Source organism: Acidovorax sp. Root275 (genome assembly GCF_001428965.1).
GTDB classification, from domain to species: Bacteria; Pseudomonadota; Gammaproteobacteria; order Burkholderiales; family Burkholderiaceae_C; genus Acidovorax; species Acidovorax radicis.
The window spans coordinates 1,689,498-1,705,046 of sequence record NZ_LMJH01000001.1 but is presented as its reverse complement, the minus strand read 5'-3'; the positions used below and the strand labels follow the sequence as shown (position 1 = coordinate 1,705,046).

At 66.1% G+C, this 15,549-nt stretch carries 13 protein-coding genes; 2 read left to right on the top strand and 11 right to left on the bottom strand.

Annotation, left to right across the window (positions count from 1 at the left end):
• Positions 1–90: 90 nt before the first annotated feature.
• The 5 genes from ASE52_RS07570 to ASE52_RS07550 all read right to left on the bottom strand — a co-directional run bounded on the left by ASE52_RS07570 (position 91) and on the right by ASE52_RS07550 (position 4,535).
• Positions 91–954: a TIGR00730 family Rossman fold protein gene (locus ASE52_RS07570; protein ID WP_010465765.1), complete on the bottom strand. Its 864-nt coding sequence runs from the start codon at positions 952–954 to the stop codon at positions 91–93.
• 91 nt (positions 955–1,045) lie between these two features.
• Positions 1,046–1,432, bottom strand: coding sequence for a fluoride efflux transporter CrcB (gene crcB, locus ASE52_RS07565; protein ID WP_057224887.1), 387 nt, complete (start codon positions 1,430–1,432; stop codon positions 1,046–1,048).
• Between the two features lie 33 nt (positions 1,433–1,465).
• The gene (locus tag ASE52_RS07560) at positions 1,466–2,776 is read right to left on the bottom strand and encodes a TRAP transporter large permease subunit (RefSeq protein WP_198928067.1); all 1,311 of its coding nucleotides are present in this window, start codon (positions 2,774–2,776) and stop codon (positions 1,466–1,468) included.
• Between the two features lie 206 nt (positions 2,777–2,982).
• Entirely contained in the window at positions 2,983–3,519 is a 537-nt protein-coding gene (locus tag ASE52_RS07555) for a TRAP transporter small permease subunit (RefSeq protein WP_010465762.1), read from the bottom strand.
• Between the two features lie 2 nt (positions 3,520–3,521).
• Positions 3,522–4,535, bottom strand: a complete 1,014-nt coding sequence (locus ASE52_RS07550) for a TRAP transporter substrate-binding protein (RefSeq protein WP_057224885.1) — start codon at positions 4,533–4,535, stop codon at positions 3,522–3,524.
• A 180-nt stretch (positions 4,536–4,715) separates the two neighbouring features.
• Between ASE52_RS07550 and ASE52_RS07545 the strand changes: the two genes are divergently transcribed.
• The gene (locus ASE52_RS07545) at positions 4,716–5,246 is read left to right on the top strand and encodes a winged helix DNA-binding protein (protein WP_010465760.1); all 531 of its coding nucleotides are present in this window, start codon (positions 4,716–4,718) and stop codon (positions 5,244–5,246) included.
• Positions 5,247–5,327: 81 nt separating this feature from the next.
• The gene (locus ASE52_RS07540) at positions 5,328–8,990 is read left to right on the top strand and encodes a hydantoinase B/oxoprolinase family protein (RefSeq protein ID WP_057224883.1); all 3,663 of its coding nucleotides are present in this window, start codon (positions 5,328–5,330) and stop codon (positions 8,988–8,990) included.
• A 51-nt stretch (positions 8,991–9,041) separates the two neighbouring features.
• Here the strand turns inward: ASE52_RS07540 and mnhG are convergent, their stop codons facing one another.
• The 6 genes from mnhG to ASE52_RS07510 form a co-directional block, all read right to left on the bottom strand.
• The gene (mnhG, locus tag ASE52_RS07535) at positions 9,042–9,434 is read right to left on the bottom strand and encodes a monovalent cation/H(+) antiporter subunit G (RefSeq protein ID WP_057224881.1); all 393 of its coding nucleotides are present in this window, start codon (positions 9,432–9,434) and stop codon (positions 9,042–9,044) included.
• The gene (locus ASE52_RS07530) at positions 9,431–9,709 is read right to left on the bottom strand and encodes a K+/H+ antiporter subunit F (protein WP_010465757.1); all 279 of its coding nucleotides are present in this window, start codon (positions 9,707–9,709) and stop codon (positions 9,431–9,433) included. Before ASE52_RS07530 ends, mnhG begins: the two co-directional genes overlap by 4 nt.
• Entirely contained in the window at positions 9,706–10,227 is a 522-nt protein-coding gene (locus tag ASE52_RS07525) for a Na+/H+ antiporter subunit E (protein ID WP_010465756.1), read from the bottom strand. The genes ASE52_RS07530 and ASE52_RS07525 overlap by 4 nt, the downstream gene beginning before the upstream one ends.
• A complete protein-coding gene (locus ASE52_RS07520) occupies positions 10,224–11,936 on the bottom strand; it encodes a monovalent cation/H+ antiporter subunit D (protein WP_241776938.1) in 1,713 nt (570 codons plus the stop codon). The genes ASE52_RS07525 and ASE52_RS07520 overlap by 4 nt, the downstream gene beginning before the upstream one ends.
• Before the next feature lie 259 nt (positions 11,937–12,195).
• Entirely contained in the window at positions 12,196–12,561 is a 366-nt protein-coding gene (locus ASE52_RS07515) for a Na+/H+ antiporter subunit C (protein ID WP_010465754.1), read from the bottom strand.
• A complete protein-coding gene (locus ASE52_RS07510; RefSeq protein ID WP_057224877.1) occupies positions 12,552–15,509 on the bottom strand; it encodes a monovalent cation/H+ antiporter subunit A in 2,958 nt (985 codons plus the stop codon). The genes ASE52_RS07515 and ASE52_RS07510 overlap by 10 nt, the downstream gene beginning before the upstream one ends.
• Between the last annotated feature and the right edge of the window lie 40 nt (positions 15,510–15,549).

Genomic DNA, 15,549 nt, shown 5'->3' with positions numbered 1-15,549 from the left:
TGCTCAAGGGCCGACAAGACCCCCGTCCGTGAGCCCCATGAACAGCGCGCCTGTACGCCGTCCGGTCGCGCTTAGATCGTGAACACGTTCTTACAGTTGATAGAACGACTTGATCAGCTCCCACGCCTCTTGCGGGTCGTCGGTGTAGTGAAAGAGCTTGAGGTCCTGTGCCGAGATCGTGCCTTCTTCGACCAGCACCTCGAAGTTGATCAGCCGCTTCCAGTAGTCCGTGCCGAACAGCACGATGGGCACGGGCTTGGCCTTCTTGGTCTGCACCAGCGTGAGCACCTCGAACAGTTCGTCCAGCGTGCCAAAGCCTCCGGGGAACGCCACCAGGGCCTTGGCGCGCATCATGAAGTGCATCTTGCGCAGCGCGAAGTAGTGGAACTTGAAGCTCAGGGTGGGTGATATGAAGCGGTTGCCGCTTTGCTCGTGGGGCAGGGCGATGTTCAGGCCCACGTTGAGCGCGCCCACGTCATGCGCGCCGCGGTTGGCGGCCTCCATGATGCCGGGGCCACCGCCGGTGCAAATGTAGATGCGGTCGGCGGGCTGCTGGCGCTCGCTGTGCTCGGCCACCACGCGGGCGAACTGGCGGGCCAGGTCGTAATAGCGCGCGTTGCGCACGGCCTGGCGGGCGCGCTGCAGGCGCACCTCGTCGCCACTGGCTTCCGCTTCGGTCAGCTGGGCTGCGGCCTCGTCGGGGGCTACAAACCGGGCGCTGCCATAGACCACTACGGTGTTCTCGATGCCTTGCTCGGCCTGGCCCAGGTCGGGCTTGAGCATTTCCAGCTGAAAGCGGATGCCGCGTGTCTCGCGGCGGAACAGGAATTCGGGGTCGGCAAACGCAAGGCGGTAGGCGTCGGCGTGCAAAGGATTGCCGTTGGCGGCGTGGCTCTGCAGCTCCGCCCAGGCATCGGCAAGGCGGCGTTCGTTGAGTTGGGTATTGGCGTCCATGGCAGGTCGGGAAAACGCGGCGCAACCGTGCGGGTGCAATGGTCGGGCGTGGGTTGAACGTGTGGCAGTGGCTGCCGGTATCGTCCGATTATCAGGCACGCCCCGCGAGCAAAAAAGTGGCGCTGTGGATGCCGAGCACCGTCAGCGCCAGCGAGCCCGCCAGGTGCATGCCGGTGGTGCCCAGTGCCAGCAGGTAGCGCTGCTGCAGCAGCATGCCCACCACTTCGGCCGAGAAGCTGGAGAAGGTGGTGAGGCCACCGAGAAAACCCGTCACCAGGGCCAGGCGCCATGCTGGGTCAAGCTCTGGAAGTGCCTGGAAGATGGCGACGCAGATCCCCACCAGGTAGCCACCGATCAGGTTGGCCGCGAGGGTGCCCCAGGGAAGCACGGCCCCCTCGGTGTTCAGCCACAGGCCCAGGCGCCACCGTGCCAACGCACCAATGCTGGCTCCGAGGGCGATGGCGATGGCAGCGAACATGAGGGTGCTGATCGTACTCTGGGCTGGACCGAGCTACTTCTCCGCGCCCATGACCAGATCGGGAAGGATGGTCACGATCTGCGGAAAGATCGTGATGAGTGCAATGCAGACCACGAGGCACAGGAAGAACGGAATCGCGGCGCGCGCGATGGTATTGCTGTCCTTGCCCGTCATGTTCTGCAGCACGAAGAGGTTGAAGCCCACGGGCGGCGTGACTTCGGCGATTTCGACCAGCAGCACGATGAAGATGCCGAACCAGATCAGATCGAACCCGGCCTGCTGGATCATGGGCAGCACCACGGCGCTGGTGAGCACGATCATGCTGATGCCGTCGAGCGCGGTGCCCAGCACCAGGTACACGACGACCAGCACGCTGATCAGGGCGAACGGCGACAGGTGCATCGCGTTGACCCACTCGGCCAGCTCGCGCGGGATGCCGGTGAAGGCCATGGTCTTGGTCAGGAAGGCGGCGCCCGCCAGGATGAACATGATCATGCAGCTGGTGCGCGTGGTGCCCATCAGCCCGTCCTTGAAGTTTTGCCAGGTCAGCGAGCGGCTCCACAGGGCCAGGCCCAGCGAGCCCACCACGCCGTAGGCCGCGCATTCGGTGGCGGTGGCGTAGCCGGTGATCAGCACCCAGACGATGAACACGATGAGCGCGCCCACGGGGATCAGGTTGCCGGATTTGCGGATCTTCTCGCGCAGCGTCGAAGGCGGGTCGGCCGCGGGCACCTTGTCGGGGTTGCGCAGGCTCCACCAGCCGATGTAGCCCGAGAACAGCAGCATCAGCAAAATGCCCGGCAGGAAGCCTGCCAGAAAGATGCGGATGATGGACGCGTCGGCCGCCACGGCATACACCACCATGGTGATCGACGGCGGGATCAGAATGCCCAGCGTGCCGGCCGTGGCCAGCGAGCCCAGCGCCAGCTTCTCGTCGTAGCCGCGCTTCATCAGCTCGGGCAGTGCCACCTTGCTGATGGTGGCGCAGGTGGCGGCCGACGAACCCGACACCGAGCCGAAGATGCCGCAGCCCAGGATGGTGGTGTGCATCAGCCGCCCCGGCACGCGGTTCAGCCACGGCCGCAGGCCTTCAAACATCTCTTCTGACAGCTTGGTGCGAAACAGGATTTCGCCCATCCAGATGAACAACGGCAGCGCCGCCAGCTCCCAGCTCGCATTGCTCTCCCAGAACGCCGAGAACAAATTCTTGGCCGGCTGCGTGGAGGTGAAGAACGCCTGCCCCACCCACCCGCAGATCGCCAGGGTCATCGCGATCCAGACACCGCCGGACAGCAGCACCAGCATCAGTACCAGCAGGACGCCGCCTACCATCAAGATATCCATGTCGAACTTTCTGGGCCGCAAGGACAAGCGTCCCACACGGCCTGTTGTTATCGGTAGTCACTCGTTGCGCACTCATTGCGTTGCGCTTTCCACCCAACGCAAAAAACCGGCGCTACCCAAAACCAGTGCCACCGTGGAACCGGCTTCGCCGGGCCACCGGTGGCGTCCCCCTCAGGGGGGAAGGCGCGCAGCGCCTCAGGGGGGCTTCATATGTCAGAGGAAAAATCGCCCTTGGCATGGCGCTCTTCGACGGCGCGCACGAAGGTGGGCACGCCGCCGCGCAGCACGATGATGAATTCATCGACCACGGCCACCCACAGCAAAATGGAACCGAGCGCAAAGCTCAGCTGCGGAATCCACAGCGGCATGGGCAGCAGGCCCTGCGAGATGTCGTTGAACTCCCAGCTCTCATAGGTGTAGCTGCAGGCCGCCCACATGAGGTAGCCCACGGCCACCGATCCGATGGCCAGCGACACCACCTCGAGCTGGCGGCAGCGGCGCGGGGACAGCTTTTCCAGCAGCAGCGTCACGCGCACGAAGTCACCGTGCTTGAAGGCATGGGCCATGGCCAGGAAGGCGGCCGCTGCGCAGAACCACGCCACGATGTCGTTGATGGCGCCCGTGCGCAGCCCCAGTTCGCGCATGATGCTCTGCGCGACCATGAGCACGCAGATCAGCGCGATGAACGCGGCACCCACGGCGCCGGCGGCGAGGTAGATGCGGTCGAGCCAGCGGCGCAGCATGGTCACTTCTTGGCCGGTGCGGCGGCGGGGGCACTCTTGCGGTAGGCGGCGATGATGGCTTCACCCTCGGGTCCGGCCTTCTTGACCCAGTCGCCCAGCATGATCTCGCCCACCTGGCGCATGTCGGCCATCAGCTTGGGGGCAGGGGTGACAATCTTCATGCCCTTCTCGACCAGGGCTTTCTTGTACCACTCGGTCTTTTCTTCGCTGAGCTTCCAGCCGCGCGACTCGGCCTCGGCCGATGCCTTGAGCAGGGCGTCCTGGCTGGGCTTGTCCAGTGCATCAAAAGCCTTCTTGTTCACGATGACCGCGTTCTTGGGCAGCCAGGCCTGGGTGTCGTGAAAGAGCTTGATGCTTTCGTAGATCTTGCTGTCATAGCCGGTGGAGCCGGACGTCATGGTGGCCTCGACCACGCCCGTAGCCAGCGCCTGCGAGAGTTCGGCCGCCTGGATGGTCACCGGCTGCGCACCGATCAGCTCGGCGATCTTGGCCGTGGCGGGGCTGTAGGCGCGCCACTTGATGCCACGCAGGTCGGCCACCGAGGCCAGTTCCTTCTTCGAGTAGATGCCCTGCGGTGGCCACGCCACGGCATACAGCAGCTTCATGCCCTGCGTGCCCAGCAACCGGTCCAGCGAGGCTTTCTGGGCGTCGTACAGGCGCTTGGAGTCTGCATACGAGGTGGCCAGGAAGGGGATGCCGTCCACGCCGTACAGCGGGTTTTCGTTTTCAAAATTGCCCAGCAGCACTTCGCCCATGGGGGCCTGCCCACCTTGCACTGCGCGCTTGATCTCGTTGGCCTTGAACAGCGAGGCGTTGGCATGCACGGTGATCTTGAGCTTGCCCGCGCTGGCAGCGTCCACGTCCTTGGCGAACTGCATCAGGTTCTCGGTGTGGAAATTGCTGACCGGATAGGCGGCGGCCAGATCCCATTTGGTCTGGGCCATGACCGAGGTGGCAGTGAAACCAAAGGCCATTGCCAGGCAGAGGGCTGTGGCGGGGAAAATTCGACGCTTCATGGAGTGCTCCGCAAGGTGGATCGTGGGGGTAAGCCACTGTATATAAAGCAAGGGGCCACGGCATAGGTGTTTTGCCTAAACGCTGACAAATTGCCAACAAATCATTGTCATGCTGCCTACAATGGCCATTGCATATCCCGTGCCAGTTTTCCTTTTTTCTCCGAGGCGCTGCTGTCCATCATGAAATCCGGGTCCAAGGCCAAGGGCGATTCCGGCCCCATCGTGTCGTCAGCGCACCTCGTGTCGGCGCAGAGTGCCGAGATGAGCGAATTCGAGTTCGGGCTCATCGTGGCGGGCAACGCCTTCCACCGCTGGGTGGCGCACTGCATGTCGGCCGCAGGCCTCAAGGACCTCACGCCGCTCGATGTGCTGGTTCTGCACCATGTGACGCACCGCGCGCGCGACAAGCGCCTGGCCGACATCTGCTTCATCATGAACGTGGAGGACACGCACCTGGTGAACTACGCGCTCAAGAAGCTGCAGAACCTGGGCGTCGTCGCGTCGCAGAAAAACGGCAAGGAAGTGACTTACGCTGCCACCGATGTGGGCCGCGCCTACGTGCAGCGCTACCGTGAGATTCGCGAAAGCTGCCTCATCGATGCGCTGCAGGCCGACGACGCGCTGAACCGCGACATCGGCGAGCTGGCCCGTTTGCTGCGTGTGCTCTCGGGCATGTACGACCAGGCGGCGCGCTCGGCCGCGTCCCTGTGATCTGTGCCCAGATATTTGAAGAAAACCATGCTCTAGCGCTTATTCAATAAGCGCTAATAGCTATCAAAAAGATAGTGATTCATGTCCCACCAAGTTTCGCCCATGTCCCGCTGGCAGTTCTGGATCGACCGGGGCGGCACCTTCACCGATGTGGTGGGCCGGCGGCCCAACCCGGATGGTTCGTTCAGCCTGGTCACGCACAAGCTGCTGTCCGAGAACCCCGAGCAGTACAAGGACGCCGCTGTCGCGGGCATCCGCCAATTGCTCGGTTTGAAGCCCGGCGAACCCGTGACGCCCGAGCTGGTCGAGTGCGTGAAGATGGGCACCACCGTGGCCACCAACGCGCTCTTGGAGCGCAAGGGCGAGCCCACGCTGCTCATCACCACCAAGGGCTTCAAGGATGCGCTGCGCATCGCCTACCAGAACCGCCCGCGTTTGTTTGACCGGCGCATCGTGCTGCCCGAGCTGCTGTACGAGCGCGTGATCGAGGCGCAGGAGCGTGTGGGTGCACGGGGCGAGGTGATCGAGCCGCTGGACGAAGCCCACCTGAAAGAACGCCTGTGGGCGGCCTACGACGCGGGCCTGCGCAGCGCGGCCATCGTGTTCATGCACGGTTATCGCTACACCGCACACGAAGAAGCCGCCGCCCGCATTGCGCGCGAAGCGGGCTTCACGCAGGTGAGCGCATCCCACGCCACCAGCCCCATGATGAAGCTGGTGAGCCGGGGCGACACCACGGTGGTGGATGCGTACCTGTCGCCCATCCTGCGCCGCTATGTGGACCAGGTGGCGAGCGAGATGCCAGGCGTGCAACTGTTCTTCATGCAGTCGTCGGGCGGGCTGACTGATGCCCAGGTGTTCCAGGGCAAGGACGCGATCTTGAGCGGCCCCGCAGGCGGCATTGTGGGCATGGCCCGCACCGCCGGTTTGGCAGGCCACGACAAGGTCATCGGCTTCGACATGGGCGGCACCAGCACCGACGTGAGCCACTACGCGGGCGAGTTCGAGCGCGAGTTCGAGACCCAGGTGGCCGGTGTGCGCATGCGCGCCCCCATGATGAGCATCCACACCGTGGCGGCCGGCGGCGGTTCTATCTTGGGTTTTGACGGTGCGCGCTTTCGTGTGGGCCCCGAAAGCGCGGGCGCCAACCCCGGCCCCGCCAGCTACCGCCGGGGCGGCCCGCTGGCCGTGACGGATGCGAACGTGATGGTGGGCAAGATCCAGCCCGCGCATTTCCCACAGGTGTTTGGCCACGGCGCCAACGAGGCGCTGGACGGCGATGCCGTGGTGCAGAAATTTGATGCCCTCGCCACGCAGACTGGGCGCAAGGCCGAAGATGTAGCCCACGGCTTCATTCAGATCGCTGTGCAGCAAATGGCCAATGCCATCAAGAAGATCAGCGTGGCACGCGGCTACGACGTGACGCGCTACACGCTGCAGTGCTTTGGCGGCGCGGGCGGTCAGCATGCTTGTTTGGTGGCCGATGCCCTGGGCATGACACGCGTGTTTGTGCACCCGCTGGCGGGGGTGCTCAGCGCCTACGGTATGGGCCTGGCCGACCAGAACGTGATCCGCGAACAGGCGGTGGAAACCAAGCTCGTACCCGAGGCGCTGGCAGGCATTGAGGCCACGCTGGAGCAACTGGCCACCACCGCGCGCACCGAGCTGGAGCGCCAGCAGTCGGGCAGTGGCACAGCCGTGGTGCACCGCCGTGTGCACGTCCGTTACGAGGGCAGCGACTCGGCGCTCATCGTGCCGTTGGGTTCGATGGCCGAGATCACCGCCGCATTCGAGAACGCCTACCGCCAGCGTTTTGCCTTCCTGATGCAGGGCAAGGGCCTGGTGGTGGAGGCTGTGTCGGTCGAGGCCGTGGTGCCCGGCGACGCACCGGTGGAGCCGCGCCACGCAATGCAGCCCGCGCGCGAGGTGCCGCGCCGCAGCACCGTGCGCATGTACACCGGTGGTGTGGATGGAGTGGCCGCCTGGCACGACGCGGTCCTGGTGGTGCGCGAGGATTTGCGCCCCGGCGACGTGATCCCCGGCCCGGCCATCATTGCCGAGAAGAATGCCACCACCATCGTGGAGCCCGGCTGGGAGGCCGCGCTGACCGACCTGGACCACTTGCTGCTCAACCGCCGCGTGGCGCGCGCCGTGCAGCATGCCGTGGGCACCACGGTGGACCCGGTGCTGCTGGAAGTGTTCAACAACCTGTTCATGAACATTGCCGAGCAGATGGGGCTGCAGCTGCAGAACACGGCCTACTCGGTGAACATCAAGGAGCGGCTCGATTTCAGCTGTGCGTTGTTCGACACCGCAGGCAACCTCATCGCCAACGCACCGCACATGCCGGTGCACCTGGGCTCGATGGGCGAGAGCATCAAGACGGTGATACGTGACAACGCCGGGCGCATGCAGCCGGGCGATGTGTTCGTGCTCAACGACCCCTACCACGGCGGCACGCACCTGCCCGACATCACAGTGATCACGCCGGTCTACCTGGGGGACAACGCCGAGCCCACGTTCTACGTCGGCAGCCGGGGCCACCACGCCGATGTGGGTGGCACCACGCCGGGCTCCATGCCACCGTTCTCCACGCGCATTGAAGAAGAAGGCGTGCAGATCAACAACGTGAAACTGGTCGAGCGCGGTGTGCTGCGCGAGGCGGAGATGATTGCGCTGCTGGAAAGCGGCGAATATCCATCCCGCAACCCGCAACAGAACATGGCCGACCTGCGCGCGCAGATTGCCGCCAACGAGAAGGGCCAGCAGGAGCTGCGCCGCATGGTGGCCGAGTTTGGCCTCGATGTCGTGTTGGCCTACATGCGCCATGTGCAGGACAACGCCGAAGAGTCCGTGCGCCGCGTCATCACGCGGCTCAAGGACGGCGCGTTCACGCTGCCGCTGGACAACGGCGCGCAGATCAGCGTGGCCGTGAAGGTGGATGCCAAGAGCCGCAGCGCCACCATCGATTTCACCGGCACCAGCGCGCAGCAGACGAACAACTTCAACGCGCCCACGGCGGTGTGCATGGCGGCGGTGCTGTATGTGTTCCGCACGCTGGTGGACGACGACATTCCGCTCAACGCCGGGTGCCTCAAGCCGCTCAACGTCATCATCCCGCCGGGCAGCATGCTCAACCCCAACCCGCCAGCCTCGGTGGTGGCGGGCAATGTGGAGACTTCGACCTGCATCACCAATGCGCTGTACGGCGCACTGGGCCTGATGGCGGCGGGGCAGTGCACCATGAACAACTTCACCTTTGGCAGCACGCGCTACCAGTACTACGAGACGATCTCGGGGGGCAGCGGCGCGGGCGGCGTGTGGGATACCAACGGGCAGCTCACCAGTGGCTTTGCAGGCACCAGCGTCGTGCAATGCCACATGACCAACTCGCGCCTGACGGACCCCGAGGTGCTGGAGTTCCGCTTCCCCGTGCGGCTGGAGGGCTACGAGATCCGCAAGGGCTCGGGCGGCGCCGGGCAGTGGAAGGGCGGTGACGGTGGCATCCGCCGTGTGCGCTTTCTGGAGCCGATGACGGCCAGCATCCTGTCGAACGGCCGCCACCATGGCGCGTTTGGCATGGCGGGCGGCCAGCCGGGGGCCGTGGGCATCAACAAGGTGGTGCGCAGCGATGGCCGGGTGGAGCTGCTGGACCACATCGGCCAGGCCGAAATGCTGCCGGGCGATGTGTTTGAAATCCACACACCGGGCGGCGGCGGATTCGGGTCTTCAGGTCAAAAATAGGGATGAAAATGGCCGCTAGCGCTTATTCATAAAGCGCTGGAAGCTATTAATTCAGGAGTCTTCGGTTTCGGATGGCGCCTTGGGCTGGCTCAGGCTCGGCGGCACATTCAGCCCCATCTGCCGCGCGCGGAACAGCGCCGCGCGCATCAAGAAGATCGACATGATCGGCACCGTGATCGCCACGAACACGGCGATCAGCAGCGCATGCAGCGCCAGGCTGCGGTCGGCTACCGAGAAGTACAGCACCGTGCCGTGCATGATCAGCCAGCAGCCCAGCGTGGCGATGATGGCGGGCGCATGCACACGCTCGAAGAACGTGGGCAGGCGCAGCAGGCCGGTGGAGCCCAGCAGCGCCAGCCCGGCGCCCGCCAGCACCAGCACGGCCACGATGATTTCGAGCCAGAGCGGCAGCACGGCGGTAACGGTGGTAGTGGCTTCGGTCATTCGATCACCTCGCCACGCAGCAGAAACTTGGCCATGGCCATGCTGCCCACAAAGCTGAACAGCGCCAACAGCAGCGCGGCCTCGAAGTAGTTCTTGCTGCCGTACAGCAGGCCCAGCACCAGCATCACCAGCATGCCGCTCAGGTACATGCAATCGAGCGCCAGCACTCGGTCTTGTGCGGAAGGGCCCTTGAGCAGGCGGATCAGCGCGCAGCCCATGGCCAGGGCCAGCATGAACAGGGCGATGGGCAAGGCCCAGTCGAGGACAGGGGTCATTCAAAGATCTCCATCAAAGGGGCTTCGTAGCGCTGCTTCACATCAGCAATGACCGTGGCAGGGTCGTCCAGCTCCAGCACATGCAGCAGCAGCACGCTGCGGTCCAGCGACAGCTCGGCCCAGGCCGTGCCGGGGGTGATGCAGACGATCATCGCCAGCACGGCCAGCGCGTTGGGGTCGCGCACTTCCAGCGGAATGTGCACAAAGCCCGAGGGGTGCCGCCGGCGGCCCGGCGCCAGCAGCAGTCGTGCCACGGCCAGGTTGGAACGTGTGGTGTCGGCCATCACCGTGAGCGCCAGGCGCAGCACGGCGCCGGGTTTGCGGATGCGCACGGGCAGCGGGCGCAGCCCGGCCGTGAGCAGCGGGATGGCCAGCGCCAGTGCTGTGCCCAGCACGATGTGGCCCGCGCTCAGGCTGCGGTTGAGCAGCAGCCACAGTACCAGCAGCGCCAGCGAGAGTACGGGGGCGGGCACCAGGCGTTTGAACGGCCGCTGCACGGGGGTGTTGCGGGGCTTCATGGGGGCGTGGTTCCTTGGGGGGCAGGCGCGTCCGTGTGGGGCGGGTTGGGCACCGGGGTGGTGGTCATCACGGCGCGCACGTAGGTGGACGGCGCATGCAGCGCGTCGGCCGTGGCCTGGGTGTACCGCATCACGGCGCCCGCCTGCCACACCAGGGCCGCGCTGGCCACCAGCAGCAGGGCGATGGGCAGGCCTTCCAGCACGAGCAGCTTGGGGGATGTGCGGTCGTGCGCCGCCCAGAAGTGGCGGATGCCCGCACGCGTGAGCGCCAGCAGCGCGAGCAGGCCCGACCCCACGAGCAGGGCCACCAGCATCCAGCCCGCAGCGCCCAGGTGGAGCCCGGCAGAGGCCCCGAGCCCCAGGGGATTGAGCAATGCGTGGACCATGGCGACCTTGCCCACAAAGCCGGGCAGGGGTGGCAGGCCCGCGATGACCAGCGTGCAGGCCATGAAGGCCAGCCCCAGGAACGCGGCAGCAGCAGGGATCACCTCGCCGATGAGCGCCTCCTCCTGGTCATCGAGGTTCATGCCTTCGGTGGGCACCAGATCGGCCGACAGGAACGGCGCATCGTCCGTCTGCTCGTAGGGGGCGAGGTTCGAGCCATCGTTGCGCCAGCGGTCGATCAGGTCGGCCAGCAGAAAGAGCGCGCTCACGGCCAGCGTGGAGCTGAGCAGGTAGTACAGCAGCCCGGCCGTGAGCAGGGTCTGCCCAAAGCCGGTGGCCGCCAGCAACGTGCCCGACGACAGGATGGCCGCGAAGCCCGCCAGATGCCCCAGGCGCTGCGAGCCCAGCATGCCGATGGCACCGAAGGCCATCGTGAGCATGCCGCCGCCAATCAGCCACTGGCTGCCAAACTGGGCCGAGTCTCCGGCCTCGGGGCCAAACAACAGCGTCCACAGCCGCAGCACGCTGTACACCCCCACCTTCGTCATCAGCGCAAACAGTGCGCCCACCGGCGCGGTGGCCGCGCTGTAGGCAGGCACCAGCCAGAAGTTGAGAGGCCACACGGCGGCCTTGATGAGGAATGCCACTGCGAGCACGGCCGCTGCCGCGTGCAGCAGGCCTCGGTCTGCGGGCGCAACACCGGCGACGCTCTGGGCCAGGTCGGCCATGTTGAGGGTGCCGGTGATGCCATAGAGCATCGACACACCGATCAGGAACAGCGACGAGGCCGCGAGGTTGATGGCGATGTAGTGCAGCCCCGCCGATACACGCGGGCGGCCCGAGCCGTGCAGCAGCAGGCCGTAGGACGCGGCCAGCATGATCTCGAAGAACACGAACAGGTTGAACAGGTCAGCCGTGAGGAACGCGCCCGCCAGCCCCATGAGCTGGAACTGAAACAGCGGATGGAAGTGCACGCCCGCCCGGTGCCAGCGTGCGGCCGAGAACAGCACGCTGGCCAGTGCCACGGTGCTGGCCAGCACCAGCATCATCGCGGAGAGCCGGTCGATGGCCAGCACAATGCCAAACGGCGCGGGCCAGTTGCCGGGCAGGTACACGCCCAGGCTGCCTGGAAGGCCCGGGTCCTTGGCCTGCACCAGCAGCATTACTGCGATCACCAGACCCAGAAAGGTGGAGACGATATTGAGCGTGACCTTGGTGCGCTGGCGCTCTTCGCGCAGCAGCAGCATCAGCCCGGCCGTGAGCATGGGCAGCGCGATGGGCGCCAGGATCAGGTGCGGCATCAACCGCTCCAGAAGAAGTTGCATGGATGTCATGTGGTTCGTCCAAGGCGCTGCGCACAACACTGGCGCGCCCCGAGCGAGGGCAGCCAAGCAAGGGCCGCCCCGCAGCGAGAGTGGGAAGCGCCCCAGAAGTCCATGGCGCAGCGCATGAAACTGGCGCGCCCCAGGCCAGGGCAGCCAAGCAAGGGCCGCCCCGCAGCGAGGGCTGCGTCCCCCTGCCCGCAGTGCGCAGCACTGCGAGAGCGGGGGGAAGGCGCGCAGCGCCTTAGGGGGGTGTTCTTCATCACGGCATTTCCTGCGCATCCTTGGCGCGGGTGCCGTCCACATGGTCGGTGCCCGCCATGCCGCGCGATGCCAGCAGCACCACGAGGAAGAGGGCGGTCATCGCAAAGCCGATCACGATGGCCGTGAGCGTGAGGGCCTGGGGCATGGGGTCGGCGTAGTGGGCCAGGTCCTGCGGCAGGCCCGGCTGCAGCACAGGTTCCTTGTCGATGGCCAGGCCCAGGCGGCCCATGCTGAAGATGAACAGGTTGACGGCATACGACAGCAGCGACAGGCCCATGATGACCTGGAAGGTGCGTGGCCGCAGCAGCAGCCACACGCCCGAGCCGGTGAGCACGCCGATGGCCAGGGCCAGAATCAGTTCCATGGGCTTTCTCCCTGTGTGGTGGCAGCGTCTGCGGTGGTCTGCGCTTCGTCCGAGGCGCGCGCATGGTTGTAGCGATGGCTGCGCACCGACTGGTGGGCGATGCCGGTGAGGATGAGCATGGTCGAGCCCACCACCAGCGTGAACACGCCGATGTCGAAGAACAGTGCGCTGGCCACATGGACCTCGCCCACCACCGGCAGGTGCCAATGGGCCGTGTGGCTGGTCAGGAACGGGTAGCCCCAGGCCAGTGCGCCCAGCCCGGTGGCCAGCGCGGCCAGCAGGCCCACGCCGATCCAGCGGCGCGGGTACAGGGGCAGATGCGCCTCGACCCATGACGTGCCCGAGACGATGTACTGCAGCAGCAGCGCCACCGAGAACACCAGCCCGGCCACAAAGCCGCCGCCGGGCTCGTTGTGGCCGCGCATGAACAGGTACATGGACACCAGCGTGGAAAACGGCAGCATCAGCCGCACCAGCACAGCAGGCACCATGAGGTAGCCCACGGCGGTGTCGGCGGTCTGGCGCGGATTGGACAGGTCGGTGTCCACGTCGGCGGGCAGGGCGCGTTGCTGGGGCGGCAGGTCCATCACCTCGCGCGCGGGCCGAAAGCGCCGCAGCAGCGCATACACCGTGAGCGCCACGATGCCCAGCACCACGATCTCGCCAAAGGTGTCGAAGCCCCGGAAGTCCACCAGCATCACGTTGACCACGTTGGTGCCGCCGCCTTCGCTGAGCGCGCGCTCGAGGAAGAAGGTCGAGGTGCTGTCGGGGAAAGGCCGGCTCATCATGGCAAACGACAGCAGGGCCATGCCCGCGCCCGTGGTCAGTGCCAGCGCCATGTCGCGGTAGCGGCGCAATTGGGTGCGGCGCTCTTCGGCCAGCGTGGGCTTGCGCAGGGCTTCGTCGCGGCGCGGCAGCCAGCGCAGGCCCAGCAGGATGAGGATGGTGGTGACCACCTCCACCACGATCTGCGTGAGCGCCAGGTCGGGGGCTGAAAACCAGAGGAAGGTCAGGCACACGCACAGCCCCGCACCGCCCAACAGGGTGAGCGCCGCCAGCCGGTGGTACTTGGCCTGCCAGGCCGCCGCCATGGCGCACAGCCCGCCCAGCAGCCATAGCAGCGCGAACGCAGGCGACAGCGGCAGCTGCGCCCGGTCGCCAATAGGCAGGCCCCGTGCCCACAGGGGAAGCACGCAGGCCACGAGCGCGGCACTGACCAGCCACAGCATCTGCCACTGCAGGCGCCCGGTGCCCAGCATCCGGCGGCCATGGCGGCCCCACTGGGTGACGGCCGCCAGGGTGCCTTCGAACAGCCGCTGGCCGCTGATGTGGTGCATGACCGGTGGCGCATCCAGCACGCCTTTTTCGCGCTGCCAGCGCAGCAGGGCATACAGCGCGATGCCCCCGCCCAGGGCCACCAGGCTCATCACGAACGGTGTGTTGAACCCGTGCCAGACCGCCAGGCTGTAGGTGGGCAGCTCGCCCCCCACCACCGGCCGCGCGGCTGCGGCCAGGTAGGCGCCTACGGACCAGGCAGGCAGCGTGCCCACCACGAGGCAGGCCAGCACCAGCAGCTCGACCGGCACCCGCATCCAGTGCGGCGGCTCGTGGGGCGGGCGCGGCAGGTCGGTGGCGGGCGGGCCCCAGAACACATCGACCGTGAAGCGCAGCGAATACGCCACGCTGAACATGCCCGCCACGGTGGCGGCCACGGGCAGCAGCCATTCCAGCATCGGCGTGGTGTTCACGTACACCGTTTCGGCAAAGAACATTTCCTTGGACAGGAAGCCGTTGAGCAGCGGCACGCCTGCCATTGCAGCACTGGCCACCATGGCCAGGGTGGCTGTGATGGGCATCATCTTGCGCAGCCCGGAGAGCCGCCGTATGTCCCGCGTGCCACTTTCATGGTCCACGATGCCCACGGCCATGAACAGCGAGGCTTTGAAGGTGGCGTGGTTCATGATGTGGAACACGGCGGCCACGGCGGCCAGCGGGCTGTTCAGGCCCAGCAGCAAGGTGATGAGGCCCAGGTGCGAAATGGTGGAATACGCCAGCAGGCCTTTGAGGTCGTTCTGGAACATCGCCGCATAGCCACCCACCAGCAAGGTGCACAGGCCCGCGCCACCCACCAGCCAGAACCACTCCTCGGTGCCCGCCAGCGCAGGCCACAGGCGCGCCATCAGAAACACGCCCGCCTTGACCATGGTGGCCGAGTGCAGGTACGCCGACACGGGCGTGGGTGCGGCCATGGCATGGGGCAACCAGAAGTGAAAAGGGAACTGCGCGCTTTTGGTCAGCGCGCCCAGCAGGATCAGCACCAGCGCGGTCAGGTACAGCGGGTGCGCCTTGATCAGCGTGCCTGCGGCCAGCACGTGATCGAGGTCGTAGCTGCCGACGATGTGGCCCAGCACCAGCATGCCAGCCAGCATGCACAGGCCGCCCGTGCCCGTCACCGTGAGCGCCATGCGCGCGCCGCGCCGCGCATCCTTGCGGTGGTGCCAGTAGCCGATCAGCAAGAAGGAGAACAGGCTGGTCAGTTCCCAGAAGAACGCAATTTGGAGGATGTTGCCCGACAGCACCACGCCCACCATCGCGCCCATGAACGCCAGAAAGAACGCAAAAAAGCGCGGCACCGGGTCGGCCGCCGACATGTAATAGCGCGCATACAGCACCACCAGGCTGCCCACGCCCAGCACCAGCATGCTGAACATCCATGCAAAGCCATCCATGAGGATGACGAGGTTCAGGCCCAGGGCGGGGAGCCACGCCAGCTCCTGCCGCAGCACGCCGCCATCGGCAATCTCGGGAAAGTAGAGCGCCACCTGCACGGTGCAGAACAGTGCGATGAGTCCTGCCAGGGTGGACTCGGTATTGCGGGCGTTGGAGGGCAGAACCGCTGCCAGCAGGCTGCCGATGAAGGGGAGGAGGATGAGGGTGATCAGGGGCATGCGCGAACAATTTTAGGGGCACCCCCCAAAGTCCCTGCCC

What these genes read in the sequence shown, in the direction of transcription:
- ASE52_RS07570 (WP_010465765.1), bottom strand. Translation starts at nt 954, where the DNA reads ATGGACGCCAATACCCAACTCAACGAACGCCGCCTTGCCGATGCCTGG.
- crcB (WP_057224887.1), bottom strand. Translation starts at nt 1,432, where the DNA reads ATGTTCGCTGCCATCGCCATCGCCCTCGGAGCCAGCATTGGTGCGTTG.
- ASE52_RS07560 (WP_198928067.1), bottom strand. Translation starts at nt 2,776, where the DNA reads ATGGATATCTTGATGGTAGGCGGCGTCCTGCTGGTACTGATGCTGGTG.
- ASE52_RS07555 (WP_010465762.1), bottom strand. Translation starts at nt 3,519, where the DNA reads ATGCTGCGCCGCTGGCTCGACCGCATCTACCTCGCCGCCGGCGCCGTG.
- ASE52_RS07550 (WP_057224885.1), bottom strand. Translation starts at nt 4,535, where the DNA reads ATGAAGCGTCGAATTTTCCCCGCCACAGCCCTCTGCCTGGCAATGGCC.
- ASE52_RS07545 (WP_010465760.1), top strand. Translation starts at nt 4,716, where the DNA reads ATGAAATCCGGGTCCAAGGCCAAGGGCGATTCCGGCCCCATCGTGTCG.
- ASE52_RS07540 (WP_057224883.1), top strand. Translation starts at nt 5,328, where the DNA reads ATGTCCCACCAAGTTTCGCCCATGTCCCGCTGGCAGTTCTGGATCGAC.
- mnhG (WP_057224881.1), bottom strand. Translation starts at nt 9,434, where the DNA reads ATGACCGAAGCCACTACCACCGTTACCGCCGTGCTGCCGCTCTGGCTC.
- ASE52_RS07530 (WP_010465757.1), bottom strand. Translation starts at nt 9,709, where the DNA reads ATGACCCCTGTCCTCGACTGGGCCTTGCCCATCGCCCTGTTCATGCTG.
- ASE52_RS07525 (WP_010465756.1), bottom strand. Translation starts at nt 10,227, where the DNA reads ATGAAGCCCCGCAACACCCCCGTGCAGCGGCCGTTCAAACGCCTGGTG.
- ASE52_RS07520 (WP_241776938.1), bottom strand. Translation starts at nt 11,936, where the DNA reads ATGCAACTTCTTCTGGAGCGGTTGATGCCGCACCTGATCCTGGCGCCC.
- ASE52_RS07515 (WP_010465754.1), bottom strand. Translation starts at nt 12,561, where the DNA reads ATGGAACTGATTCTGGCCCTGGCCATCGGCGTGCTCACCGGCTCGGGC.
- ASE52_RS07510 (WP_057224877.1), bottom strand. Translation starts at nt 15,509, where the DNA reads ATGCCCCTGATCACCCTCATCCTCCTCCCCTTCATCGGCAGCCTGCTG.